Origin of the sequence: Pseudomonas graminis (assembly GCF_001705435.1) — a bacterium.
Taxonomy (GTDB): Bacteria; Pseudomonadota; Gammaproteobacteria; order Pseudomonadales; family Pseudomonadaceae; genus Aquipseudomonas; species Aquipseudomonas graminis_B.
Map to the genome: position 1 here is coordinate 311,175 of NZ_MDEN01000063.1, position 24,972 is coordinate 336,146.

Below are 24,972 nucleotides of genomic sequence, written 5' to 3' on the forward strand. Positions count from 1 at the left end.
CTCCACGAATGTTCAGACCGTTATCCATCTTTATCGGTACGCGCTACACGCGGGCCAAGCGTCGCAACCACTTCATCTCGTTCATTTCCATGACCTCGATGATCGGGCTGGCGCTGGGCGTGCTGGCGATGATCGTGGTGCTGTCCGTGATGAACGGTTTCCAGCAGGAAATGAGCTCGCGGATCCTCGGCATGGTTCCCCATGCGGTGATCTCCGGAGTGAAGCCGCTGGACGATTGGCAGCCGGCTGCCAAGGCATCGCTCAAGGATCCGCAAGTCACCGCCGCCGTGCCGTTCACTGAAATGGACGGCATGCTGTCGTACAAGGGGTCGATGCAGCCGATTCAAATCAACGGCGTCGATCCGGCGCTGGAATCCAAGGTCTCCATCGTGACCCAGCACATCGTGCAGGGCCGGTTGCAGGACTTGAAGGCGGGCGAGTTTGGTGTGGTGATCGGCGAAATCACCGCCCGGCGCTTTCGCCTGAACGTCGGCGACAAACTGACGCTGATCGTTCCGGAAATCAGCAGCGCCCCAGGTGGCATCACCCCGCGTTTGCAGCGTTTGACGGTGGTGGGCGTGTTCAAGGTCGGCGCTGAACTGGACGGTTCCATGGCGCTGGTGAACGTCGCGGATGCTGCGGTGATCCAGCGCTGGCAGCCCAATCAGGTGCAGGGCGTGCGCCTGGCGCTGACCGATCTGTACGCCGCGCCCCAGGTGTCCACGGCCATTGCCGCCGGCCTTGGTGCGGACTACAAGGCGGATGACTGGACCCACAGTCAGGGCAGCCTGTTCAGCGCCATGAAGATGGAAAAGACCATGATCGGCCTGTTGCTGCTGATGATCGTTGCCGTGGCGGCCTTCAACATCATCGCCACGCTGATCATGGTCGTGAACGACAAGGGCGCCGACATCGCGATTCTGCGCACCATTGGCGCCACTCCCGGGCAGATCATGGCCATCTTCATGGTGCAGGGCACCGTCATCGGCATCGTCGGCACCGTCATCGGCGGTGTGCTGGGCGTGATCGCGGCGATCAACGTCAGTCAGATCGTCGGCTGGGTCGAGCGGGTGACAGGCCAGCACATCTTCACCTCGGACGTGTACTTCATCAGCAACCTTCCGTCGAAGCTCGAAGGCAGCGATGTGGCGCTGATCTGCAGTGCCGGCTTCATCCTCAGCTTTCTGGCGACGATCTACCCGGCCTATCGCGCCGCGCAGATTCAGCCGGCCCACGCCCTGCGCTACGAGTAGGAGAGGGATCAGGGGCTGACCCGCGGCGGGGAGCAATGACGCCACGGGTCTGGCGTCCGCGTGCAATATTCCCGGGCATGGCCAGGGGGCACGGTCGGTAAGTTGGCGATCAGTCAGTAAACGCTGAAAACCCGGGCCGAACCCGATAAACTTCGCGGCCTTGGTTTTTACAGCCGCTTTATTCAGGTTCAGGTCCCGCCATGCATCCCGCAGCCGAACACTCGCCGCTGGGCAAGTCCAGCGAATACATCGCCACGTACACCCCGTCTCTGCTGTTCCCGATTCCGCGCGCTGCCAAGTGGGCGGAGCTGGGCCTGACCGCCGAGACGCTGCCTTATCAGGGTGTCGATTTCTGGAATTGTTATGAGCTGTCCTGGCTGCTGCCGTCGGGCAAGCCGGTGGTGGCCATCGGTGAGTTCAGCATTCCGGCGGACTCGGCCAATATCATCGAATCCAAGTCGTTCAAGCTGTACCTGAACTCGCTCAACCAGACTGCGTTCGCGTCTGAAGCCGAGCTGATCGCCACGTTGGAGAAAGACCTCTCGGCGGCCGCAGGCAAGCCGGTTGGCGTCCGCGTTCGCAGTCTGAAGGACATCGAGGCCGAGGGTATCGTCGCGGTGCCGGGTGTGTGTGTCGATGACCTGGACGTGAGCATTTCAAGCTACGACCGCCCTCAACCCGAGCTGCTGCGCTGCGATGAGTCGCAAGTGGTGGACGACGCGCTGCACAGCCATCTGCTCAAATCCAACTGCCCGGTGACGAGCCAGCCGGACTGGGGCAGCGTCGCGGTGGAGTACCGTGGCGCGGCGCTGGATCACGCAAGTTTTCTGGCGTACATCGTCAGCTTCCGCCAGCATTCGGATTTCCACGAGCAGTGTGTGGAACGCATCTTTATGGACCTGAAGCGCTTGCTGAAGCCAGAGAAGCTGACGGTGTATGCGCGTTACGTGCGCCGCGGCGGGCTGGACATCAATCCGTACCGCAGCACGGAAACACTGACGCTGGAGAACGGGCGTCTCGCGCGGCAGTAACTTCTCGACCACTTTCTGCACGTTAACTCACTGTGGGATTGACCGGGTGGAACGCCATCCCCGTCATTCCCACATGAAGGGGGACGGGATGATTCAGATCCCCATGCTGCCCAGGGTTACCAACACATTGCGCAGCGTGCCGGCGATGGTCGGGTGATCGACTTCAAACCGCTCGACCGCCAGGTTGACGCCATCGGCAATGCTCGGGTCCTGGGAGACTGTTTCGAGTTCGATCTGCGCCTGGATCTGCTCCATGACCTCAGTCAGGTTCCCGCGCTCTTCCAGCGTCAGCTGCGGATTTTGCTCAAGCTGCTCGCGCAACGTGTTGAGTTGTAGTTGCAAGTCACTGACGGACATGGGGTCTTCCTTAATGTGATGGGTCTCACGATGGACCGCAATGCGCAGGCAAAGGTCCTTACCGCTCTAGACTAATCCACTCCCGGCCGCCGTGCATGACCGCTGTCAGCTCAAGGCTTTTCCGACTTCTGCCGGCGCAGCGTGATATCCGCCAGGCAGGACTCCAGTTCCCCCAAGTGATCGATGACCGAATGCGCGCCGGCGGCATACAGCTCAAGGGTGGCGCGGCCGCGACGGCGCTCGCGATCCAGGTCGCTCAGCGCTTCCCATTGCTCGGGTGACAAACCGCACAGCGGCCCGCAGGACGCGAGCCCGACCGTCCACAGCCCTGCGTTGATTCCGGCCATGAGCAGACGCGGATCACCGCTGACCAGCACGCAGCCGTCCAGTTGCATGACGCCAAGGATCATCAGCGCCTGCCAACACGCATCAGGTGCTGGCCAGCGGTGGGTTGGCGGGGGCGTGGGCAAAATCAGGTTGCTCAGTGGCGCAGCCAGTTGATCGGTAACCGGGGAGGGGTACTCATCGATCCAGGCGCAGGGAATGCCGTGCTGCTTGAGGTACTTCAGTGCGTTGATTGCACCGGGCGCCGGCGCTGCAAAGGATTGGACGTCATGGGAGGCGAGGGACTTGCCATCGGCGGCAAGCAGCGTGCGTGTCTGGGCGCCGAAGTCGACGAGGCATCCGCTGAGTCCGAACAACACAGCGGTGAACGACGGAACAGCGACGGCAACCGGGGCGAGCATGGCATTCCCTCTCAAAGCCGTAGACGCTAAGGGATTGCCATGACAAATCGATGACTGAACGATGACAGTGACTCGGGATGTTTATTGCCCTACAAAACCCTGACCATTTCAGCGACGTAAATAGTCACAGAAGGCTTTATACTCTCGCCTTTGGTTTGGGGCGTAGCGCCCGCTTCATTACTTTGACTGGGAGTCTCAGCTATGCCCGAGAACGGTGCTGGCTTTATTAATCGTCTGGTTCGAACGTGCGTCTGGGCCAGCCTGGCCGTGGCGCCGATGGCTGCAAACGCGGCAGACGAAGATCCGTGGGAAGGCGTCAACCGTGCGATTTTCCGTTTCAACGACACCGTCGACACCTACGCGCTGAAACCCATCGCCCAGGGCTATGAGTTCATCACGCCGCAGTTCCTCGAAGACGGCATTCACAACATGTTCAAGAACGTCGGCGAAGTGACCAACTTTGCCAACGACGTGCTCCAGGCCAAGCCTGAGGCCGCTGGCGTCGACACCGCGCGCCTGATCTTCAACACCACGTTCGGTCTGCTCGGCTTCTTCGACGTCGGCACCAAGATGGGCCTGCAGCGCAGCGACGAAGACTTCGGTCAGACCCTCGGTCACTGGGGTGTTGCCAGCGGTCCGTTCGTGATGCTGCCGCTGTTCGGTCCCAGCACCGTGCGTGACGCATTCGCCAAATACCCTGACACCTACACCCAGCCTTGGCGGTACATTGATCACGTGCCGACGCGCAACACCGCGCTGGGCGTGAGTCTGGTCGATACCCGCGCCAGCCTGCTGTCGGCTGAAAAGCTGATCAATGGCGACAAGTACATCTTCATCCGCAACGCTTACCTGCAGAACCGTGAGTTCAAGGTCAAAGACGGCAAGGTCGTCGACGACTTCTGATTCAGCCGGTCCGCAAAACGACGCAAAAAAAGGCGACCTTAGGGTCGCCTTTTTATTTTCGCTAATTTTCGAAAATGTGACGGAGTTCCGGGCTGCCGTCACTTGATCTTCAAGATCGTCAGGCCCAGTCTCTGATCGCCGCCGTCGATGTCGGCAATCCACACCACCTCGGTGTCGGCCTCCAGGCCCTTGAGCGCTGCATGCTCGGAATCGATGCTCACGCTGATCTTGTCACCCACCTGAAACGAGCGCGGCGCCTGTATCTGCATGCCGGAGCTGGATAAATCCACGCACACCGCCGGGATAATCTGGCCGGCGTAGATCAGACTGATGTCCGCATCGACCCGCATGCGAATGTAATCCCGTTTTTCTTCGTAATCGCGATCGAGCTGACCCATGGCACATCCTTTGTTTTGATTGCTGATTTAACGGTTCTTATAACTCCGGGTGATTTGCGATGTAAAGACGCCGCTCGGCAGCCGGGCCACGCTTGAAACGCCAGGCGGATGGGAGTACCGTCTGCGCCTTGAAGGGCAGCTCTGTCATGTGAAGCGTTTGACCAAAAGTCCGCTACCTGAGCCAGAGAGGCTAGAAGCGAATCCAGTACGCGGGCTGACTGCAACCAGCCGCCTACGCCAACCTAATCTGGCGCCGTTTGCCCACATGCAAAAAACCAGTGCCACGCTGCTGATCATCGATGACGACGAAGTAGTGCGCGCGAGTCTCGCGGCCTATTTGGAAGACAGCGGTTTCAGCGTTCTGCAAGCCGGTAATGGCCTGCAGGGTCTCCAGACCTTCGAGCAGGAAAAGCCCGATCTGCTGATCTGCGATCTGCGCATGCCGCAGGTGGGCGGTCTCGAGCTGATTCGTCAGGTCACCAGCCTTGCGCCGGAAACCCCGGTCATCGTGGTGTCCGGCGCAGGCGTGATGAGCGATGCCGTCGAAGCCCTGCGCCTTGGCGCGGCCGACTACCTGATCAAACCCCTCGAAGACCTCGCAGTGCTTGAGCACTCGGTCCGACGCGCGCTGGATCGCGCACGCCTGCTCCACGAAAACCAGGAATACCGCCAGAAGCTGGAGACCGCCAACCGCGAGCTCGAGGCCAGCCTGCATTTGCTGCAGGAAGACCAGGACGCGGGGCGTCAGGTGCAGATGAACATGCTGCCTACCAGCCCCTGGGCGATTGATGCGTTCGAATTCGAACATGAGATCATCCCGTCGCTGTACCTGTCGGGCGATTTCGTTGACTATTTCCGGGTCGATGAGCGCCGTGTTGCGTTCTACCTGGCGGACGTGTCCGGCCATGGCGCGTCGTCTGCGTTCATCACCGTGCTGTTGAAATTCATGACCACGCGTCTGCTGTTCGAATCAAAGCGCGGCGGCAGTCTGCCGGAATTCAAACCGTCAGACGTGCTGGGCCATATCAATCGCGGGCTGATCAGCTGCAAGCTGGGCAAGCACGTGACGATGGTGGGCGGCGTGATCGACGAAGACACCGGGCAGTTGACCTACAGCGTCGGCGGCCATTTGCCGCTGCCGGTGTTCTACACCCCGGGTGACACCCATTACCTGGAAGGCCGTGGTCTGCCGGTCGGGCTGTTCAACGAAGCGACTTACACCGATCACGTCATCGATCTGCCGGAGTCCTTTAGTCTGACGCTGCTGTCCGACGGCATTCTGGACCTTCTGCCAGGTGATACACTCAAAGAGAAAGAAGCCAACTTGCCCGAACTGGTCAAGGCGGCGGGGGGCAGCCTGGATGGTCTGCGCCAAACGTTTGGATTGGCCACGCTAGGGGAGATGCCGGATGATATCGCCTTGTTAGTGTTGAGCAGGAACCTTTAATGAGTACCGGTAGAATCCAGTTCGCCGAGCAAGACGGCACATTCGTCCTCAAGTTTGTGGGTGAAGTGCGTCTGACACTGTGCTCGGCGTTGGATGCGACAATTGAACGGATCTTCACCTCGATGAACTTCTCGACGGTGGTCATCGATCTGACCGAAACCCGCAGCATCGACAGCACGACCCTCGGTCTGCTGGCCAAGCTGTCGATCCTCTCGCGCCAGAAAGCCGGGTTGTTGCCGACGGTCGTCACCACCCACGAGGACATCACGCGCCTGTTGCAGTCGATGGGCTTCGATCAGGTGTTCAACATCGTCGGTCGGCCGATTCCGCGTCCTGAAGCGCTGAGCGATCTGCCGAGCCAGGATCAGTGCGAAGACGTGGTCAAGGCCAAAGTGCTGGAGGCCCACAAGATCCTCATGGGCTTGAACGATTCGAACCGCGAAGCCTTCCGCGATCTGGTCAACGCACTCGAACACCAGTAACACGCCTCGGTCCTGAACCGAGGCATTAAAAAAGGGCGGCACCTGTGAGGGTGCCGCCCTTTTTACATGCCTGACGCTTTACGCTTTGGCCGACAGCATTTTTTCCAGTGCCACTTGGTCACGGGCGAACTGACGGATGCCTTCGGCCAGTTTCTCGGTGGCCATGGCGTCTTCGTTGGAAGCCCAGCGGAACTGGCTTTCGTTGAGGGTCACGCGCGGCTCGCCACCGTTGCCCGGCTTGAGTTTCTGCGCCAGCGTGCCGTTGTCTTCTGCCAGTTTCTGCAGCAGGTCAGGGCTGATGGTCAGACGGTCGCAGCCGGCCAGTTCTTCGATCTGGCTGAGGTTGCGGAAGCTGGCGCCCATGACCACGGTCTTGTAGTCATTGGCCTTGTAGTAGTTGTAGATGCGGGTCACCGACTGCACGCCCGGGTCTTCTGCACCGACGTAGTCTTTGCCTTCGGCTTTTTTGTACCAGTCGTAGATGCGACCTACGAATGGCGAGATCAGGAACACGCCGGCGTCGGCACAGGCCTGGGCCTGGGCGAAGGAGAACAGCAGGGTCAGGTTGCACTGGATGCCTTTCTTTTCCAGCACTTCAGCGGCCTTGATGCCTTCCCAGGTTGACGCCAGCTTGATCAGGATGCGGTCGCGACCGATGCCGAAATCTTCGTACAGACCGACGATGCGGTCGGCGCGTTCGATGCAGGCCTGGGTGTCGAACGATAGGCGTGCGTCCACTTCGGTGGAGACGCGGCCCGGGACCACTTTCAGGATCTCGCGGCCAATGGCGACGGCGAAACGGTCGCTGGCGACGTTGATGTCGTTGTTGCTGCCGGTGAACGCCTCTTTCAACCGGTCGCTGTTGCTGTCGCTGGAAGCGGCCTTGAGCAAGAGGGAAGGGTTGGTGGTGGCGTCGACGGGTTTGAGTTTTTCGATGGCAGCGAAGTCGCCGGTGTCGGCAACGACGGTGGTGAATTGCTTGAGTTGTTCCAGCTTGGAAGTCATGAGCGTGCTCTGTCCTGTGGTTGTGCTGACATTACCCGAGCGCCGCCGGTCACTCAAGGGCGTAAACCGCGACAGACACGCCGGTTTAGACGCCTGCGTTTGCGCAAACGTCGTGCCTGCGCGTCAGCCATGATCCGGGCGGTGCGAGCTTTTTAAAAGGGCAGCGCGGGGTCATGGTCTGTCGGTTCCCGAGGAGGGCGGATACTCGATCCAGACTGGTTGGAGCCCTGACCGCCCGGGATGTTCCCGGCGCCCGGCATCTTATCCGCTGACGGTCGGGGCCGAGCGAGGGAGAGGGCTCTGAAGCGGCTTGTGCTTCTGAACCCGCTGCCGTCTGAATCAGCGGGCGGGCGTGTCGCCGCAGTCGCTGTCCACCGATTTGATCAGCGTGGTGCGGTCGAAGACCTCCAGATGGACCTGACACGTGGCATCAGCCGGCAGCGTCAGGCTCACGCTGTTTGCCGCGACGCCGTTCTGCAGATCGCCCTGCTGGTTGATGGCCGAGGTGCCTTGGGCGCTGTTCTGCCTGACGGTCATTCGGTATTGCAGCGTCAGCGGGGCAGGATTCTCGAGGTGCGGGCGGATCACCACCGTCGAGCCGCTGCGCTGGGCGTCAACCGTCACCACCAGCTGCGTGAAATCCATCATCAAGGTCACCGTTGGGTCGCGCTGGCGTTCATGTTGTCGCCGAACTGCTTGATGGAGACGGCGCCGCCCGATCCGGCCTGGGTAACGCTGGCCTGGTTGGCCTGACCGTACTGCCCGACGAAGGCCTGATTGTAGGCGCCGGTCTGCACCACGCTCGCGGCGTTGTCGGTGCCGTTCTGCATCACGCCGGTCTGGTTGTTGTTGCCCGACTGGCTGACCTGCGCGGTGTTCGCTGTGCCGTACTGCTGGGCGGTGAGCGCGTTGTTGACGCCGCTCTGGTTGACCACCGCCTGGTTGCGACTGCCGGTCTGGCTCACGGCCTGATTCTGTCGGGCCCCGCTTTGATCGACGCGCGCAGTGTTATAGGCGCCGATCTGCAAGATGGTGGCGACGCTGTTGCCGACGGTGATGTCCGCGTAGCGTGCTTCGCGCACCAGATCCTGCGCCTGGGCGAGCGTGCCGGTGAGCAGCAGTGCCGCTGCGACCCAGCCGAATCCTTTAGCGTTGCGTTCCATTTTTCTCTCCTGTGGCAACGATGTCCTTGTCCGCGTCAGCCAGCGGCAAGGTGGTCATCTGTTCGTCGTAGCTCTGCAGGTAACTCTGCAGCAGCGGTTTGTTCAAGTCAGTGGGATTTTTCAGGTTCCAGCTACCGTCCCGCGCACCTTGGGCAATCATGTGGATCAACGCCGTCTCGATGGCTTCACGCACGCATTGCTGCACGGGCTCGTTGCGTGACACGCCGGTCTCCACCTCCAGCAGGTGCTTGAGGGAGACGAAACGGAAGATGCCGAAATCGACCTGGATCGAGAATATGGTCTTGGTGGTGGTGATGCTCTGGATGATGTCACCGGTGCGGATGTCCACCGCCCTCAGGTTAACGGTCACCTGATCCTGACGGTAAAGCTCCGAGGGTCCGACACCCAGATAGCGAACGCCGATGCCGCCGGTGCGCACATTGCTTTCGTAGGCGACGATGGCGCCTTCGATGATCATGTTCGCCGGTCGCAGCGCAGGCAGTTGCACCTGGGCCTGGTCCTGGGGCTGCTCCAGGGCGCGAATGATTTTGCGCTCGGTCAGCAGGTCCTGAAGGTTTTCGCGTTCCACCGGCTTGAACCAGCGTGAGTCCCGCAGGGCGCTGATCAGCAGCGACGCGGCGCCCTGGGTCACCGAGGTGGAAAACGAGCTGTCGGGGGACGGTTTGTATTGCCCGGTCTGGTCGCGCAGGCCGTACACCGCAACGCTGATGGGGCCAGCGGGCGGCGGCAGGTGAGTCAGGTCACGCAGGCTCTGGGTCGCAGGCGACAGCGTGGCCGGGGAAATGGTCGCGGCAGGGCGGGACGTGGTGCAGCCGGCAATCAGCATGACGGCGGTGACGATCAACATGAGGGGGCGGACGCGCATTCTTTTTCTTCCCGCAAGAAAACCCCGCCAGAACCTGGCGGGGTACACCATCTTAGTGTTGGTAGATCGTTGCCACGTTGCCGCTGCCGCCGGTCTGGCTGACGTTGGCGACCATGTTGTTGCCGGACTGAGTCAGGCGAACGGCGTTGGTGGAGAGGTAAGTGCCGGTGCCGGTCTGGCTCACAGCCGCGCGGTTGTTGTTGCCGGTCTGCAGCAGCGTATCTTCGTTGTTAAGGCCGGTCTGGGTGCTGGACGCGTAGTTGTTGTTACCGTTCTGCTGGACGTCGGCGTTCAGCAGAGAGCCGTTCTGCGAAACGGAAAGCGTGTTGAAATCGCCGCGCTGTTGAGCCTTGGCGGTGGTGACGAGTGTGTCGTTCTGCTGGATCGAGCCGACGTTGTAGTTGCCGTTCTGTTGCAGAGTGGCGGACACCTGCTGGGCGTTATGCTGTTGCGAAACAATCCCGGTATTGCTGTTGCCCGCCTGGGTGACGCTGCTGGTGACGGTGTTGTTATTTCTCTCTTGCGAAACAGTCGCCAGGTTGTAGCTGCCGGCTTGGGAGACAGTCGTGCCGACGCGCGTGCTATTGCCGATCTGCGAAGTGCTGGCGGTGTTGTTGTTACCGCCGCCCTGGGTGATGGAGGCGCTGGTGCTGTGGTTGCTCTGTTGATCAATGCTGGCTTTGCTGTAGCCGCCGGACTGATCCAGGCTGGCGATCTGCGGCTGAGGGCCGCCGCCGTTCTGAGTGATGGAGCCGGTATTGTTGTTCCCGGCCTGTTTGGCGCTGCTGAGGTTGTAGTAGCCGGTCTGATTGATCGTGAGGTTGCTGTAAGTGGCCGTCTGGTTGATAGCGCCTGCGGTGTTACGGCCGCCGTTCTGATTAACGGTGACAGTGGACTGGGTGGCGCCGCGTTGCTCGACGTTCAGTCCGTTGTCAGAACCTGCCTGGGTGGTGTTGACGGTGCTGGAGTCGGCCATGGCCGCACCGGAGACAGCAAACAGGATGGCCAGAGACAGTAAGGATTTGCGTGCTTGCATGGTGATCTTCCTTATTCAGTAGGGTAGTTGGGTGGTGCGGGGTAGCGGGTGCGACGGGTGTTACGGTTGATTCACTTGAAACTGGGTGGTCTGGCCGGTGTTCTTGTCGGTGGTGACGATCTGCAGCAGGCCGCCTTGCAGGTTGGTGATTGCGATGCGGAAGTCAGTGGTTTCGACGGTGCCCGGCACCAGTTGGCCGTTGGTACCGACGATGCTGGACGTGACCGCCGACGACACCCGGCTGAGGATGGCGCTCTGCAACATGCTGTTGAACTGGGTCAGCGCGGTCTGCCCGGCGTAGGCGCCGGACGATGAAGACTTTTCGACGTAATGGTTTTGCGCCTGCGCCTGATTGAGCAGCACCGGGCCGTTCAACGGATTGCCGCCAAATGACGGGTTGTTCGGGACATACGCCAGTTCGCTGGCCTGGACGCCTGACCCCATGCCGGCCATCAAGGCGAGGCTGGCAATAACCACCAAACTGCGGTTAATAGTGAGTGCTTTCATAGCTCGTCTCGTCCCATGTCCGGGTCGCCAAAGAATTGTGCCAATTGATAATCAAGGATGCCCTGATACACCTGACCGGCCGCGTCGGCGGCAATGGCCGGAATAAGCGTTCGATTGGGTGGCAGGAACATTTGAAATAACCGGCGATTGCCGTAATCCACGAATACCTGGCTGCCTAAACGCGCCGTGGGCCGCTCGGTAATAGTGACGGTGAATGTTTCCGCTTCATCTTTCTCACGCCAGGTGTTTGCGAAACTGTCATAAAACGTTCGGCCTGCCAGCGTCATGGTCTGCCCGATCACAATACCGCCGACGTCACGATGGTTAAGCGTCCGGTGTTGTTCAACCGTCGCGGAAGTATTCACGCTGGGCTGAGCAAACGCCGTGGTGGCGGCGCACAGAGGCAGCAGCCATAGGCCGATGAACTTAAGGGTTGTCATGTTTGTACGTTCGTGTGTGCAGGTTGTTACTTGTTATATCTCAATAAAAATACTTTGCCAGTGGTGAGTTAAAATAAAGTTCATTTATTTTGTTGGCGTCAACTTCCTTTCTTATTTAAATAACCCTGTTTGAAGAGTAGTGGATTAACCACGTTGCGAATTAATGGCGTCAAAGAATCCAACGGGCGATGGCGTTAATAACGCCAGCGTCTATGGGCGTGTAAAAAGCGTGTTTTAAAAGGCGGTTGTTAGCGTGCTAATGTTTAGGAGGGTCGCTAAGTGTAGGACTGTGCGGTATCGATTAAGTTGTTATAAGTTCTGAACACTTGGGTCATTAATGTCAGGATGGAACCGGTTCTGCAGAGGGTGTCTTTTCAGCCGGATCGGCTTCAGCCTGGCGGGCGAGCTGTTAGAATGCGCGTCCCCCTTCGCCCGACCTGCTAATTGCGCCCATGTTGCCTATCACAGAACCCCGTACCGACCGCCTTCCGTCCGAGCCCTCACGGCGTTTTTCCGTGGCCCCGATGATGGACTGGACGGACCGTCACTGCCGTTTCTTCCTGCGTCTGCTGTCGAAAAATGCGCTGCTGTACACCGAAATGGTGACCACCGGCGCGTTGCTGCACGGCGATACCGAGCGCTTTTTGCGCCATGACGAAACGGAGCATCCGCTGGCCTTGCAGTTGGGCGGCAGCAACCCGGCCGACCTTGCTGCCAGCGCGCGTCTGGCGCAGGCCGCGGGGTACGATGAGGTCAACCTCAACGTCGGTTGCCCGAGCGATCGCGTGCAGAACAACATGATCGGCGCGGTGTTGATGGGGCATCCGCAGTTGGTGGCCGATTGCGTCAAGGCCATGCGCGACGCCGTGACGATTCCGGTGACCGTCAAGCACCGCATCGGCATCAACGGCCGCGACAGTTACGAGCAGCTGTGCGAGTTCGTTGGCACCGTTCGCGACGCCGGCTGCACGAGCTTCACTGTGCATGCACGTATCGCCATTCTCGAGGGCCTGTCGCCCAAGGAAAACCGTGACATCCCGCCGCTGCGTTATGACATCGCCGCGCAGTTGAAGCAGGACTTCCCCGAACTGGAGATCATCCTCAACGGCGGCATCAAAACCCTGGAGCAGTGCCAGGCGCACCTGAACACCTTCGACGGCGTGATGCTTGGCCGCGAGGCGTATCACAATCCCTACCTGCTGGCCGGCGTGGACCGCGAACTGTTCGGCAGCGACGCCCCGCAGATCACCCGCGCCGAAGCCCTGGCGCTGATGCGCCCCTATGTGGAAGCGCACCTACGCGACGGCGGCTCCATGCACCACATCACCCGCCACGTGCTGGGCCTGGGCACCGGCTTCCCCGGCGCGCGCAAATTTCGGCAGATGCTCTCGGTGGACATTCACAAGACGGACGATCCGCTGGGGTTGCTGGATCGGGCGGGGGAGTTGCTGGAGGGGCGGTGAGTGGCCTACTGCTTCCAGCGCCGGGCGCGCATATTGGCTTGAAGCGGAATCCTTGTGTGGGAGCGACCGGGGTGGCGCTCCACCTTGTTCGCGAAGGCTTACTTTCAGCCCCAGAGAATGTGGCTGAATGTCCGGGCCTCTTCGTGAGCAAGCTCACTCCCACAGGTTTTGCAACAACCGAAAATCCCTAGCCTGACCACCATTCTGTGGGAGCTTGCTCGCGAAGGCTTTATTCCAGGCGCTGAAAATGGCGTGGCTCAAGCCCATTGACAATCATCGCCGTCCCGCCCGCGTGCTCACATCCACCCACACCGCCAGCACCAGAATGCTGCCCTTGACGATCATCTGCCAATAGCTGTCGACGTCGAGCATGGACATGCCGTTGTCCAGGCTGGTGATGACGAGGGCGCCGAGCAGGGCGCCGTAGACGGTGCCCGAGCCGCCGCGCATGGAGGTGCCGCCGATGAAGCAGGCGGCGATGGCGTCGAGTTCACCCATGTTGCCCGCCGACGGCGAACCCGCAGCCAGGCGCGCGGTGTTGACCAGGCCGGCGAGGGCGCACATGACGCCCATGATGCCGAAGATCCACAATTTCACCGCCTGCACATTGATGCCGGAAAGCCGCGTGGCTTCCATGTTGCTGCCCACCGAGTAGATGCGCCGGCCGAACACGGTCTGGGTGGTGATGTAGCTGAACACGCCGAGCAGGACCAACAGCAGCAGGACCGGCACCGGAATCCCGTCGTAGCTGTTCAGCGTATAGACGAAGCCCGCCAGGACGGCGCCAATCGCCACGACCCGCACCACATCCCGAACCAGTGAATGGGCCGCCAGCCCGTGCAAAGCGCGGTTGCTGCGCTGACGCCAGGTCAGGAACAGCGTCAGCGCGAAGAGCAGCACGCCAAGCACGATCCCCACCAGCGGCGGCAGATACCCCTGGCCGATGTAGACCAGCTCCGGCGACACCGGCGCAATGGTGGTGCCGCCGGTGATCCCCAGCAGAATGCCGCGAAACGCGAGCATGCCGCCCAGGCCGACGATGAATGACGGGATGCGCAGGTACGCGGTCATGCAGCCGTTGGCCAGACCGATCAACAGCCCGCAGCCGGCGACGATGCACAGGTTCAGCGGCAGCGGCAGGTGGTAGACCACGTCGAGAATCGCCGCCACGCCGCCGAGCAGGCCGAGCAACGACCCCACCGACAGATCGATCTCACCGCTGATGATTACAAGCACCATGCCGCAGGCCAGAATCCCGGTGATCGACATCTGCCGCAGCAGATTGGACAGATTGCGCGGCGTCAGAAAGCCCCCGTCGGTTTCCCAACTGAAGAACAGCCAGATGACCGCGATGGCGATCACCAGCGCGAGCATTTTGTAGCGGGTGAACAGTTGCTTGAGTTGATTCATTGACGCGCGTCTCCCACAGCACCGGGCCGGTCGTTATTGTTTTTGTTGTGCGCAGTGTCGCCGGACTGACTGAGTGCGGCCGCGAGCACCTGTTCCTGGGTCAGCCCTTCGTTGATGAAGTCCCCGCGCAGCTGGCCGTCGCCGATCACCAGCACCCGGTCGGAGACGCCGAGCACTTCGGCCAGCTCCGACGACACCATGATGATCGACACGCCGCTGGCCGCCAGCGCACCCATCAGTTTGTAGATCTCGTACTTGGCGCCAACGTCCACACCGCGAGTGGGCTCGTCGAGTATCAGCACCCGTGGCTTCGTCAGCAGCATTTTCGCCAGCACGGCTTTTTGCTGATTGCCGCCGGACAGACTGGTGATCGGCAGAAACGGGCTCGCGGTCTTCAGGTGCATCCGCGCGATTTCCTTGTCGATGCTGCCCAGCTCGGCTTCGGCGTCGATTCGCGTCAGGTGGGCGAAGCTGTCGAGCACGGCGAGGGTGATGTTCTGGCCCACGCCCAGGTCCGGAATGATGCCTTGGCGTTTGCGGTCCTCGGGGACCATGCACAGCCCCGCGCGGATGGATTTGAGCGGTGTGCGCGTGTCGATGGCTTTACCGTCCAGCCACACTTCGCCGATGTAGCGTCCCGGGTAAGCGCCGAACAGTGCCGAGACCAGTTCGGTGCGGCCGGCCCCGACCAGCCCGGCGATGCCGAGGATTTCTCCGCGCCTGAGCACGAAGGAGATGTCGTCCACGCGTTTGCGCTTCGGGTTGTCGACGTCGTAGCAGGTGACGTGGCGCGCCTCGAAAATCACCTCACCGACGCTGTGGGGTTCGGTGGGGTAGAGGTTGCTCATCTCGCGGCCGACCATCTGCGTGATGATGCTGGGAATGTCCATGTCCGCCATGGCCGTGGTCGCGATGTGTTTGCCGTCGCGGATCACCGAGATGGTGTCGCAGACGGCAGCGACTTCATCGAGCTTGTGGGAAATGTAGACGCAGGCGACGCCTTTGGCTTTGAGATCACGAATGATGTCGAGCAGGACGTCGATTTCCGAGCGGGTCAGGGCCGAAGAGGGTTCGTCGAGGATCAGCAGTCGCGCCTGCTTGTTCAGCGCCTTGGCGATCTCCACGAGTTGCTGATAGCCGCCGCCGTATTGCGAGACCGGCAGGGCGACGTTCATGTCCGGCACTTTCAGTTCGCGCATCAGGGCTTCGGCGCGGTGAATCATCGCCGGGTAATTCATCCGCCCGCCCGGCAGGGTCAGTTCATGGCCCATGAAGATGTTTTCCGCCACCGACAGGTCGGGGACGAGGGTGAGTTCCTGGTGAATGATGACGATCCCGGCGCCTCGGTTTCGCTGATGGATTGCGCCTTCAGCGGCTGGCCGTCCCAGAGGATTTCACCCTCCCAGGTGCCGTGGGGATAGACCGCCGAGAGGACTTTCATCAGGGTCGATTTGCCGGCGCCGTTCTCGCCGCACAGGCCGACGCATTCGCCGGCCCGCACCTTGATGTCGATGCCATTGAGCGCCTTGACGCCGCCGAAGGATTTGACGATGCCGTTCATTTGCAGCAGATAGTCGGACATGGCGCGGTATTCCAGGACAGGCCGGAGTTCTTGTGCAGGAGCGCGGCGTGTCCCGCGACCGGCTTCGAATCAGTCGTAAATTCAGCAGACGCGTTGTGTCAGGCAAACCACAGTGTCAGGTTTTACGACGGGTTCCCCGCCGCTCGCGGGACAAGCCACGCTCCTACAGGTGTCGGTGCAGGGGTCACATTGCAGCTATGGCAACCTGCAAAAAGTGATTACTTCCCGGCGATCTGATCCTTGGTGTAAAACCCGTCCTTCTCCAGCAGATCAATGTTGTCCTTGGTCAGCGGCGTCGGGGTCAGGAGGATGGTGTCGACCTTCTTCGTGCCGTTGTCGTACTGCGAGCTGTACGTAGGCTTTTCATTGCGCGCCAGTTGCACGGACAGTTTTGCCGCTTCCGATGCGATCAGTTTCAGCGGTTTGTAGACGGTCATGGTCTGGGTGCCGTCGATCACGCGCTTGACCGCTGCCAGGTCGGCATCTTGCCCGGAAATGGGCACCTTGCCGGCCAGCTTCTGCGCGGCGAGGGCCTGAATCGCGCCGCCGGCGGTGGCGTCGTTTGAGGCGACGATGCCGTCGATCTTGTTGTTGTTTTTGGTCAGGGCGTTTTCGACGATGCTCAGGGCTTCGGTCGGGTTCCATTCCTTGACCCACTGCTGGCCGACAATTTTGATGTCGCCCTTGTCGATGGCTGGCTGCAGCACTTTCATCTGGCCTTCGCGCAGGACCTTGGCGTTGTTGTCGGTGGGTGCCCCGCCGAGCAGGAAGTAGTTGCCTTTCGGGGCTGCCTTGAGCACGCCCGCCGCCTGCATTTCGCCGACTTTTTCGTTATCGAAGGAGATATAGGCGTCGATGTCGGCGTTGAGGATCAGCCGGTCGTAGGACACCACTTTGATGCCGGCCTTCTTGGCTTCAGCGACGGCGTTGGTCAGCACGGTGGCGTTGAACGGCACGATGACAATGACGTCGACGCCGCGGGAGATCAGGTTTTCGATCTGGGAGATCTGTTTGCCTTCGTTGGCATCGGCGGACTGTACGTAGACCTTGGCGTCCATTTTCTCCGCTGCCGCGACGAAGTAATCGCGGTCCCGGGCCCAGCGTTCGAGGCGCAGGTCATCGATGGAAAAGCCGATTTTCGGATGGGCCGAATCGGCCATGACGGGCAGGCTGAGCAGGGCCAGAGCACTGGCGAGCAGGGTGGTCTTGAAACTCTTCATTGGGTTGCGTCCTGTTATTTTTGTTTAAAGACACTTTTCGAGCATGTATGGGTTTGCCGGTGGAACTGTAGATACTGGCCGCGCGCCGCGAGCAGGGAATTGTCGTGAGAATGTAACCAACGCAATTCCCTTAGTAGGACCGGCTTTAGCCGGGAAGCTGTTGGCGTCACACCGCAAGATGAATGTTGCACGCATTGGCCTCTTCCCGGCTGAAGCCGGTCCTACGAAAAGCATCGCGTCCATCCAGCGGATTTGGTGATGACCTCGCCGGTCCTGCATGTGAATCGCGGGCGCCTGCTGTCAGGGATAGATAAACCGGTTCACCACGCCTTCGAGCATTTCCTGGCGGCCGCTCACGGCCTGCGGGTTAAGTTCGTTGTCCAGCGCGTGTTGCGCCAGAGAATCCAGGCTGAAGTCCCCCGACAGCACGGCGCGCCCGAACGGTTGGTCCCAGCCGGCGTAGCGCTGGTCCTTGAACGCTTGCAGCTTATCGTCCTGAATCATCGCAGCAGCCCGTTCCAGCGACAGCGCGAGGACGTCCATGGCCGCGACGTGGCCGTAGAACAGATCGATTTCGTCCAGGCTCTGCCGGCGCACTTTCGAATCGAAATTGTAGCCGCCGTTCTTGAAACCGCCGGCCTTGAGAATTTCGTAGGTGGCCAGGGTCAGCTCTTCGACGCTGTTGGGGAACTGATCGGTGTCCCAGCCGTTCTGCGGATCACCGCGGTTGGCGTCGATGCTGCCGAAGATGCCGAGGGACGCCGCCGTGGCGATTTCATGGTGAAAACTGTGGCCGGCGAGGGTGGCGTGGTTGGCCTCGATATTGACCTTGATCTCTTTCTCCAGGCCGAACTGTTGCAGAAAGCCGAACACCGTGGCCGTGTCGTAATCGTACTGGTGCTTGGTCGGCTCCTGGGGTTTGGGCTCGATCAGCAGGTCGCCGGTAAAACCGATCTTGTGTTTGTGCTCGACCACCATGGACATGAAGCGGCCCAATTGCTCGCGCTCACGCGCAAGGTCGGTGTTGAGCAGCGTCTCGTAACCCTCGCGGCCACCCCACAGCACGTAATTCGAGCCCTTGAGCCGATGGGTCGCGTTCATCGCACTGAACACCTGAGCGGCGGCAAAGGCGAACACTTCCGGGTCCGGATTACTCGCAGCGCCGGCGGCGAAGCGCGGGTTGCTGAAGCAATTGGCGGTGCCCCACAGCAGCTGAATGCCGCTCTGTTCCTGATGGCGTTCGAGTTCGTCGACCATCTGCGCGAAGTTGCGGCTGTACTCTTTCAGACTGGCGCCTTCGGGGGCGACGTCGGTGTCGTGGAAACTGTAGTAGTCGATGCCCAGCTTGGAGAAGAATTCGAATGCTGCATCGGCCTTCAAGCGCGCCAGCTCCATGGCGTCCCCCGGCTTGACCCATGGCCGCTTGAAGGTGCCGACGCCGAACATATCAGCGCCGGGCCAGACGAAGGTGTGCCAGTAGCACGCGGCCATGCGCAGGTGTTCGCGCACGGGCTTGCCGAGGACGATCTTGTTGGCGTCGTAATGGCGGAAGGCGAGGGGCGACTCGCTGCCGGGGCCTTCGTAGCGAATGGTGTCGACATCGGGGAAGCAGGGCATCGGGGTTTCCTTATTATTCTTGCCAGCGTTGACGGGCGATGTGTGATTGCCTGTGTGCCGATACTAGCAACGGCCCCGTCCGCGCCGATTGCGAAAATCACCAACTCGGTGTTCGATTTTGAGTATTGAGATTCCCCCGGCGCAGGCCTAGTCTGTGCCGACTCGCTTCACAGGCCCGGGGAACAATAATGAAAACCGTCCCGCCCGCTCACCGCATCGCGCTGTTGTTCAACGGCGGCAAGATCTACGACCGCGGCATCATCACCGGCATCGGCAATTACCTGAGCAGCACCCGCGCGACCTGGGATCTGTTCCTGGAAGAGGACTTTCTCTGCCGCCTGAAGGGCATCGAGCGCTGGCAGGGCGACGGCATCATTGCCGACTTCGACGATCCGCTGATCGGCGAGGCGCTGGCCGGCAGCACCTTGCCGGTGGTGGCCGTGGGCGGTTCCTACGAGGACGAGCGGGCCTACCCGAAGCACATTCCCTACGTCGCTACCGACAACTTCGCCCTGATCAAGCTGGCCTACGAGCACCTGATCGAGGCCGGTCTGACCCGCTTCGCCTGTTTCAGCCTGCCGGAAGCCCAGAGCAATCGCTGGGCCCAGGAGCGTGAGAAAGCCTTTCGCCGGCTGTTGCAGCGTGACGGTCTGTACGGCGAGGTCTATCGCGGTCTGAGCACCAGCGCGCCGTTGTGGGACAGCGCCGTCGAACAGCAGATCACCTGGCTGCAAAGCCTGCCCAAACCCATCGGCATCATCGCCGTCAGCGACGCCCGCGCCCGGCAGTTGCTGCAGGCGTGTCTGACGGCGGGCATTGCGGTGCCCGAGCAGGTGGCGCTGATCGGCATCGACAACGACCCGCTGACCCGCACCCTCACGCGGGTGCCGCTCAGTTCGGTGACGCAAGGCACCCAGCTGATGGGGCGCACGGCGGCGCAGTTGCTGCACCAGATGCTCCACGGCATGCCCTCGACCGCTCGCCAGATTCTGGTGCCACCCGAGGCCATCAACGTTCAGGCCTCCAGCCTGCATCAGCCGCTGGGCAATCCGTACGTCATGCAGGCGCTGCATTTCATTCGCCAGTACGCGTGCCAGGGCATCAAGACCGCCCAGGTCGCGGGCTACGTCGGCATTTCCCGTTCTTCCCTGGAATCACACTTTCGCAAGGAACGCGGCTGCAGCGTGCATGACGAGATTCTGAGCTTCAAACTGACCGCCGCCGCTTCAGGGCTGAAACACGGTGACTCGGCCATCGCCGACATCGCGCAAAACTGCGGCTTCAAGTCCGCGCAATACCTGCACACCGTGTTCCGCCGGGAGTTCGGCTGCACCCCTCGCGAATACCAGCAGGGCGAGGCAGCACCGCTTCATTGAATTGCTTTAGCGCGTCTCGTTTGGGGCGCGTCTGTCATAACAACGACAACATCACAGGAGTCATCGATGCATCCGATTCGTTTAGGGCTGGTGGGTTACGGCAAGATCGCCCAGGACCAGCATGTGCCGGCGATCCACGGCAGTGACCGCTTTGAGCTGGTGGCTGTGGCGACGCTGGGCCAGCACTGCCCGGGCGTGCCCAATTTCAGCTCCCTGGCTGAACTGCTGGCCGAAGGACCGGCGGTGGACGCCATCGCCTTTTGCACGCCGCCCCAAGGGCGTTTTGCGCTGGTTGAACAGGCGCTGAAAGCCGGCAAACACGTGCTGGTGGAGAAGCCGCCGTGCTCTACCCTCGGTGAAGCCCTTGCCCTGATCGACGAGGTCAATGCAGCGGGCGTCAGCGGGCTGTTCGCTTGGCATTCACGTTTCGCCCCGGGCGTGGGCAACGCGGTGCAATGGCTTGAAGGCAAGACCCTCAAACAGGTGCGGATTGACTGGAAAGAGCAGGTGCGCAAATGGCACCCGGGTCAGGCGTGGATCTGGCAGGCGGGCGGGCTGGGGGTGTTCGATCCGGGGGTCAACGCGTTGTCGATCGTGACCGAATTGCTGCCCCGTGCGCTGTTCGTCGAATCGGCGAACCTCAGCGTGCCGAGCAACTGCCAGTCGCCGATTGCGGCGTCGTTGCAGATGCGCTCCGGTGAGAACGTGCAGGTGATTGCCGAACTGGATTTCGATCACAGCGTCAACGAGCAGTGGAGTATCGAGCTGCAGTGCGACGAGGGCGTGATGCGTCTGGACGCGGGCGGCGCGCAGGTCAGCATCGACGGCGTGACCCAGGCCGTATCGGAGGAGGGCGAGTACCCGGCGATGTACGGGCACTTCGCGCGCCTGATCGACGGGGGCAAGAGCGACCTGGATCTGCAGCCACTGCGCATCGTCGCCGACAGTTTTTTTGTCGGCAGTAAGGAGACGGTAGCGGCGTTTCACGAGTAAAAAGTGACGACCGATGGCCTGATCTGGTGTGCCGGACCGGGCTTCGGCGCCTAATGCGTATCTGCAGCCAGTGTCAGATATGCACCACGCCAACCAGGGCAATGGAAAACGAAACGATGAGGGCCAACAGAATGGTCATGTTGATGGACATTGCGGGCAAATCCTTGTCTGGGTAATCAGTGTCGCCATCATCCGGATTTGCGCAGGCAAACTGAACGGCGTTCGTGAGTATGTTGGCAATCGATGGAAACAATAGTTCGGGGTTTTGCCAGGAACGCAGATGAAGTGGCACATGCAGGCAATGTGGGAGTGAGCTTGCTCGCGAAGACGTCATTTCAGGCGCCAGAGATGTAACGGATGCCTCGGCCTCTTCGCGAGCAAGCTTGCCCCCACAAAATCCGTGTCACTTTCACAATTCCGTGTCGTTGCTTAAATCTCTGTAGCTGCCCCAACTCAATCAGCCGAATCCAACCACCCCCTACCCATAAGGACCACCATGCCTTCCACCCCCATCCGCATCACCGATGAACAACTCCTCTCTGACAACTGGTACGTGCTCAAGAAATACAGCTTCGAGCTGCAACGCCGCGACGGCAGTTGGCAGTCGCAGACCCGCGAGGTGTACGACCGGGGCAATGGCGCGACGATTCTGTTGTACAACCTCGAACGCCGCACCGTCGTGCTGACCCGCCAGTTCCGCATGCCGGCCTTCGTCAACGGTCACAGCGGTTATTTGATTGAAGCGGCAGCAGGGTTGCTGGACAACGCCAGCCCCGAAGAGCGCATTCGCCTGGAAGCCGAGGAAGAGACCGGCTACGTCGTGCGCTCGGTGAAGAAAATCTTCGATGCCTTCATGAGCCCCGGTTCAGTGACCGAGCGTATTCACTTTTTCATCGGCGAATACCAGCCCGACGATCGAGTCAGCGACGGCGGCGGACTGGAAGAGGAGGGCGAAGACATCGAGGTGCTGGAGCTGAACTTCGAGCGGGCCATCGCCATGGTGGAAAGCGGTGAAATCAATGACGGCAAGACCATCATGCTCCTGCAATACCTGGAGCTGCGCCTGATGAAATAAGGATTGCAGGGCCGAAACGACTCAGGGTGCGGCGAGAAAGTTTCACCAATCGGTAAACTTTCTTACGTTGCAATGAGAATCGTTTGCGTTATCCTTCGCGTTCCTTTGTTACCAGGGATGTCGAACAAGATGGATTTTCGCCCTGCAATGAGCCAGCCCACCCGGCTCGGCTCACCTTGTGTTGGCGCCACCCGTGGCGCGAGAGACCCGCGCCTCGAGGCGCTGATGGGCACCTACAACACCCACCGCGAGGCGCTGATGCGCCTGGCGGCAAAATTCCTTGGCTGTCGCGCCCGCGCCGAGGACGTGGTCCAGGACGCGTTCGTGAAGATGCTCGAAAGCGACCTCGCATCGGCGGAACCGGCGCGCTACATGTTTCGCGTCGTGCGCAATCTGTCCATCGACCGTCTTCGCCGCCAGCGTCTTGAACGCAACCACGGCGCCGAAGCCGAGCATGAAGAGCAGATACGTTTCGAGGTGTCCCCCGAACGTGTGCTGGCCGGTCGCGAGTCACTGGATCAGCTGGTCGGGGCGCTCAACGAACTGCCCAAGCGCATGCGCATCGTCTTCGACCTCAGCCAGATCCAGGGCTACACCCAGCGCGACGTGGCCAAGGTCATCGGCACCTCGCCGACGATGGTCAATTTCCTCCTGCGCGACACCTTGTCTCACTGCCGCGCGCGGCTCGGCGAGCTCTAGGCACCGCCGCGCCATGTCCCCCGTTTTCACTGCCCGGAGTCATCCATGAAATTAGTTCGTCTGGTCTTCCAGCAATACCGCTGGCCGCTTGCGATGGTGCTGCTGCTGAGCGTCAGCAGCGGGTTGTTGAGCGTTGGCGTGATTGCCTTCGTCAACCAACGCATGATCAGCAGCCACGACGGCCTCGGCACCGCGCTGTGGCAGTTCGGCCTGATGCTCGCCGTGCTGCTGGCGCTGGCGTCCGGGGCGTCGTTGTCGCTGACCGCGCTGGGTCATCGGTTCGTTTACGGCCTGCGCCGGGTCATGGTCAAGCGCCTGCTGGACACCAACATCGAGCGCATCGAATCCATCGGCGGGGCGAAGATTTTCGCCAGCCTGTCCAGCGACATTCGCGCGGTGACCATGGCCTTCGTGCAGCTGCCGGACCTGATCTACGGCTCGGTGCTCAGCGTCGCGTCGTTCAGCTACCTGGCCTGGCTGTCACCGTCGCTGTTCATCACCACCTTGTGCTGGATGGCGTTCACGTTGGGGGTGGGCTGGTTGCTGGTGGGTAAGCTCAACGCCCACATCCGCGCGCTGCGTGAGTCCGAAGACAAGCTCTATCAGAGCTACCAAGGGGTGATCGACGGACGCAAGGAGCTGACCCTCAACCGCGACCGCGCGCGCCGTTTGTACGAAGAAACCTTCGACGTCGCCGCCCAGCGCTACCGCGAGCATTTCACCTTGGCCGATCGTTATCACGGCCTGGCCAGCAACTGGGCCAACATCATGGTCCTCGGCACCATTGGCCTGGCGTTTTACCTGGCCAACGGCCTGGGCTGGGCGCCGACGGAAGTGGCGGCAACCTACGCGCTGACCGTGCTGTTCATGCGCACGCCGCTGGTGCTGGCGGTGGCAGCGATTCCGGCGCAGATCTCCGGGCGCGTGGCGCTGGATAAAGTCGAGTCCCTGGCCCTGGCCGAGCACCACGAAAGCTTTGACGTCGCCCCGAGCCACATCGCCGGCCACTGGCAAACCCTCGAACTGCGTGACGTTGAATACCACTATGCGCCCCAGGGCGACGAGCCCGGTTTCGATGTCGGCCCGGTCAACCTGACCCTGCGCCGGGGCGAAACGGTGTTCCTCATGGGTGGCAACGGCAGCGGCAAATCCAGCCTGGCGCGCTTGCTCAGCGGTTTGTATCGACCGTCGGCGGGGGCGATCCTGATCGACGGCCAGGTCATCGGTTCGGACGACTGGCTGGCCTACCGTCAGCTGTTCGCCAGCGTGTTCACCGACTTCCACCTGTTTGCTCAATTGCTCGGCGCCGACGGGCAAAACGCCGATGTCGCTGACGTCGAGCACTGGCTGGAAAAACTGCACATGAAGCACAAGGTGCAGCTCGCCGACGGGCACTTGCTCGACACGCGTTTTTCCCAGGGGCAGCGCAAGCGCCTGGCGCTGATGCTGGCGCTGCTGGAGAAGCGCGACATCCTGCTGCTGGACGAATGGGCCGCCGATCAGGACCCGCTGTTCCGCCGCTTCTTCTACCGCGAGCTGCTGCCGATGTTCAAAAAAGCCGGCGTGACGGTGTTCGCCATCAGCCACGACGACCAGTACTTCGACCTGGCCGACCGCCTGGTGAAGATGGAGTCCGGGCAGCTCAGCGAACTGCAGGGTGATCGCCGGGAAAACGCCAGCCGCGACGCGGTGGAAGAGATTGGCGCTGCCTACCAGATGAAGACAGTAGAGGCGCTGTAAGAATTTCGGCGACTGGGACTAAACAGCCGTCAGCCTCAGTCGTCATGTTAATGAGAATCAGTCTTAAACATTTTTGATGCGCGTGAACTGCCATCCGGCGCCAGCGATTTTGTCGCGCGGCTTGCCGGAGTCGATCGCGCATC

Annotated in this window: 25 protein-coding genes and 1 pseudogene; 11 read left to right on the forward strand and 15 right to left on the reverse strand. The window is 61.1% G+C overall.

Going from position 1 to position 24,972, the window contains the following annotated elements; genetic code table 11:
* Positions 1-8 precede the first annotated feature (8 nt).
* Both BBI10_RS15080 and queF read left to right on the forward strand, forming a co-directional pair.
* A complete protein-coding gene (locus BBI10_RS15080; RefSeq protein WP_065989608.1) occupies positions 9-1,253 on the forward strand; it encodes a lipoprotein-releasing ABC transporter permease subunit in 1,245 nt (414 codons plus the stop codon).
* Positions 1,254-1,453: 200 nt separating this feature from the next.
* Positions 1,454-2,284: an NADPH-dependent 7-cyano-7-deazaguanine reductase QueF gene (queF, locus tag BBI10_RS15085; protein ID WP_065989609.1), complete on the forward strand. Its 831-nt coding sequence runs from the start codon at positions 1,454-1,456 to the stop codon at positions 2,282-2,284.
* Positions 2,285-2,377: 93 nt separating this feature from the next.
* On the opposite strand, the gene BBI10_RS15090 is transcribed toward queF, so the two are convergent.
* Positions 2,378-2,641 carry a DUF4404 family protein gene (locus BBI10_RS15090; RefSeq protein ID WP_065989610.1) on the reverse strand — a complete coding sequence of 88 codons (264 nt, stop codon included), beginning with the start codon at positions 2,639-2,641 and terminating at the stop codon, positions 2,378-2,380.
* 110 nt (positions 2,642-2,751) lie between these two features.
* Complete coding sequence (locus tag BBI10_RS15095) at positions 2,752-3,387, reverse strand: phosphatase (protein ID WP_065989614.1); 636 nt, start codon at positions 3,385-3,387, stop codon at positions 2,752-2,754.
* A gap of 201 nt (positions 3,388-3,588) precedes the next feature.
* Between BBI10_RS15095 and BBI10_RS15100 the strand changes: the two genes are divergently transcribed.
* Positions 3,589-4,290, forward strand: coding sequence for an MlaA family lipoprotein (locus BBI10_RS15100; protein ID WP_065989615.1), 702 nt, complete (start codon positions 3,589-3,591; stop codon positions 4,288-4,290).
* 98 nt (positions 4,291-4,388) lie between these two features.
* On the opposite strand, the gene BBI10_RS15105 is transcribed toward BBI10_RS15100, so the two are convergent.
* On the reverse strand, positions 4,389-4,688 hold the full coding sequence (locus tag BBI10_RS15105; RefSeq protein WP_065989616.1) for a PilZ domain-containing protein: 300 nt from the start codon (positions 4,686-4,688) through the stop codon (positions 4,389-4,391).
* Positions 4,689-4,953: 265 nt separating this feature from the next.
* On the opposite strand from BBI10_RS15105, the gene rssB reads away from it, so the two are divergent.
* Together rssB and rssC are read left to right on the forward strand one after the other, a co-directional pair.
* Positions 4,954-6,135: a two-component system response regulator RssB gene (rssB, locus tag BBI10_RS15110; protein WP_065989620.1), complete on the forward strand. Its 1,182-nt coding sequence runs from the start codon at positions 4,954-4,956 to the stop codon at positions 6,133-6,135.
* Positions 6,135-6,617, forward strand: coding sequence for an anti-sigma factor antagonist RssC (rssC, locus tag BBI10_RS15115; RefSeq protein ID WP_037009276.1), 483 nt, complete (start codon positions 6,135-6,137; stop codon positions 6,615-6,617). The genes rssB and rssC overlap by 1 nt, the downstream gene beginning before the upstream one ends.
* Before the next feature lie 78 nt (positions 6,618-6,695).
* Here rssC and tal read toward each other — a convergent pair whose 3' ends face one another.
* The 7 genes from tal to BBI10_RS15150 all read right to left on the reverse strand — a co-directional run bounded on the left by tal (position 6,696) and on the right by BBI10_RS15150 (position 11,654).
* Entirely contained in the window at positions 6,696-7,622 is a 927-nt protein-coding gene (tal, locus tag BBI10_RS15120; protein ID WP_065989621.1) for a transaldolase, read from the reverse strand.
* Positions 7,623-7,961: 339 nt separating this feature from the next.
* A complete protein-coding gene (gene csgH / locus BBI10_RS15125; protein WP_065989708.1) occupies positions 7,962-8,270 on the reverse strand; it encodes a curli-like amyloid fiber formation chaperone CsgH in 309 nt (102 codons plus the stop codon).
* A 5-nt stretch (positions 8,271-8,275) separates the two neighbouring features.
* The gene (locus BBI10_RS15130; RefSeq protein ID WP_065989623.1) at positions 8,276-8,785 is read right to left on the reverse strand and encodes a curlin-associated protein; all 510 of its coding nucleotides are present in this window, start codon (positions 8,783-8,785) and stop codon (positions 8,276-8,278) included.
* A complete protein-coding gene (locus BBI10_RS15135) occupies positions 8,769-9,671 on the reverse strand; it encodes a CsgG/HfaB family protein (RefSeq protein WP_065989627.1) in 903 nt (300 codons plus the stop codon). The genes BBI10_RS15130 and BBI10_RS15135 overlap by 17 nt, the downstream gene beginning before the upstream one ends.
* A 52-nt stretch (positions 9,672-9,723) precedes the next feature.
* Positions 9,724-10,707: a hypothetical protein gene (locus BBI10_RS15140; protein WP_065989631.1), complete on the reverse strand. Its 984-nt coding sequence runs from the start codon at positions 10,705-10,707 to the stop codon at positions 9,724-9,726.
* A gap of 60 nt (positions 10,708-10,767) precedes the next feature.
* On the reverse strand, positions 10,768-11,214 hold the full coding sequence (locus BBI10_RS15145) for a curli assembly protein CsgF (protein ID WP_065989633.1): 447 nt from the start codon (positions 11,212-11,214) through the stop codon (positions 10,768-10,770).
* Positions 11,211-11,654 (reverse strand): CsgE family curli-type amyloid fiber assembly protein, encoded by a 444-nt coding sequence (locus BBI10_RS15150; RefSeq protein WP_065989635.1) that lies wholly within the window; start codon positions 11,652-11,654, stop codon positions 11,211-11,213. Before BBI10_RS15150 ends, BBI10_RS15145 begins: the two co-directional genes overlap by 4 nt.
* A gap of 452 nt (positions 11,655-12,106) precedes the next feature.
* Between BBI10_RS15150 and dusA the strand changes: the two genes are divergently transcribed.
* The gene (dusA, locus tag BBI10_RS15155) at positions 12,107-13,117 is read left to right on the forward strand and encodes a tRNA dihydrouridine(20/20a) synthase DusA (RefSeq protein WP_065989637.1); all 1,011 of its coding nucleotides are present in this window, start codon (positions 12,107-12,109) and stop codon (positions 13,115-13,117) included.
* 273 nt (positions 13,118-13,390) lie between these two features.
* Here the strand turns inward: dusA and BBI10_RS15160 are convergent, their stop codons facing one another.
* The 4 genes and pseudogenes from BBI10_RS15160 to xylA form a co-directional block, all read right to left on the reverse strand.
* Complete coding sequence (locus BBI10_RS15160; RefSeq protein ID WP_065989639.1) at positions 13,391-14,527, reverse strand: sugar ABC transporter permease; 1,137 nt, start codon at positions 14,525-14,527, stop codon at positions 13,391-13,393.
* A pseudogene (gene xylG, locus BBI10_RS15165) lies at positions 14,524-16,109 on the reverse strand (D-xylose ABC transporter ATP-binding protein). The gene BBI10_RS15160 and the pseudogene xylG overlap by 4 nt, the downstream one beginning before the upstream one ends.
* Positions 16,110-16,327: 218 nt before the next feature.
* Positions 16,328-17,329, reverse strand: coding sequence for a D-xylose ABC transporter substrate-binding protein (gene xylF, locus BBI10_RS15170; protein ID WP_065989643.1), 1,002 nt, complete (start codon positions 17,327-17,329; stop codon positions 16,328-16,330).
* 300 nt (positions 17,330-17,629) lie between these two features.
* The gene (gene xylA, locus BBI10_RS15175) at positions 17,630-18,946 is read right to left on the reverse strand and encodes a xylose isomerase (RefSeq protein ID WP_065989645.1); all 1,317 of its coding nucleotides are present in this window, start codon (positions 18,944-18,946) and stop codon (positions 17,630-17,632) included.
* A gap of 188 nt (positions 18,947-19,134) precedes the next feature.
* Between xylA and BBI10_RS15180 the strand changes: the two genes are divergently transcribed.
* Both BBI10_RS15180 and BBI10_RS15185 read left to right on the forward strand, forming a co-directional pair.
* Complete coding sequence (locus BBI10_RS15180) at positions 19,135-20,322, forward strand: XylR family transcriptional regulator (RefSeq protein ID WP_065989647.1); 1,188 nt, start codon at positions 19,135-19,137, stop codon at positions 20,320-20,322.
* 66 nt (positions 20,323-20,388) lie between these two features.
* Positions 20,389-21,315, forward strand: coding sequence for a Gfo/Idh/MocA family protein (locus BBI10_RS15185; protein WP_065989651.1), 927 nt, complete (start codon positions 20,389-20,391; stop codon positions 21,313-21,315).
* 73 nt (positions 21,316-21,388) lie between these two features.
* On the opposite strand, the gene BBI10_RS15190 is transcribed toward BBI10_RS15185, so the two are convergent.
* Complete coding sequence (locus BBI10_RS15190) at positions 21,389-21,649, reverse strand: hypothetical protein (RefSeq protein WP_141695196.1); 261 nt, start codon at positions 21,647-21,649, stop codon at positions 21,389-21,391.
* Positions 21,650-21,811: 162 nt separating this feature from the next.
* Here BBI10_RS15190 and nudK point away from each other — a divergent pair, with 162 nt between their 5' ends.
* The 3 genes from nudK to BBI10_RS15205 all read left to right on the forward strand — a co-directional run bounded on the left by nudK (position 21,812) and on the right by BBI10_RS15205 (position 24,829).
* Positions 21,812-22,390, forward strand: coding sequence for a GDP-mannose pyrophosphatase NudK (gene nudK / locus BBI10_RS15195; protein WP_065989657.1), 579 nt, complete (start codon positions 21,812-21,814; stop codon positions 22,388-22,390).
* A 147-nt stretch (positions 22,391-22,537) separates the two neighbouring features.
* Entirely contained in the window at positions 22,538-23,089 is a 552-nt protein-coding gene (locus BBI10_RS15200; protein WP_167355800.1) for a sigma-70 family RNA polymerase sigma factor, read from the forward strand.
* Between the two features lie 45 nt (positions 23,090-23,134).
* Positions 23,135-24,829 carry a multidrug ABC transporter permease/ATP-binding protein gene (locus BBI10_RS15205; RefSeq protein WP_065989661.1) on the forward strand — a complete coding sequence of 565 codons (1,695 nt, stop codon included), beginning with the start codon at positions 23,135-23,137 and terminating at the stop codon, positions 24,827-24,829.
* Positions 24,830-24,972: the final 143 nt, after the last annotated feature.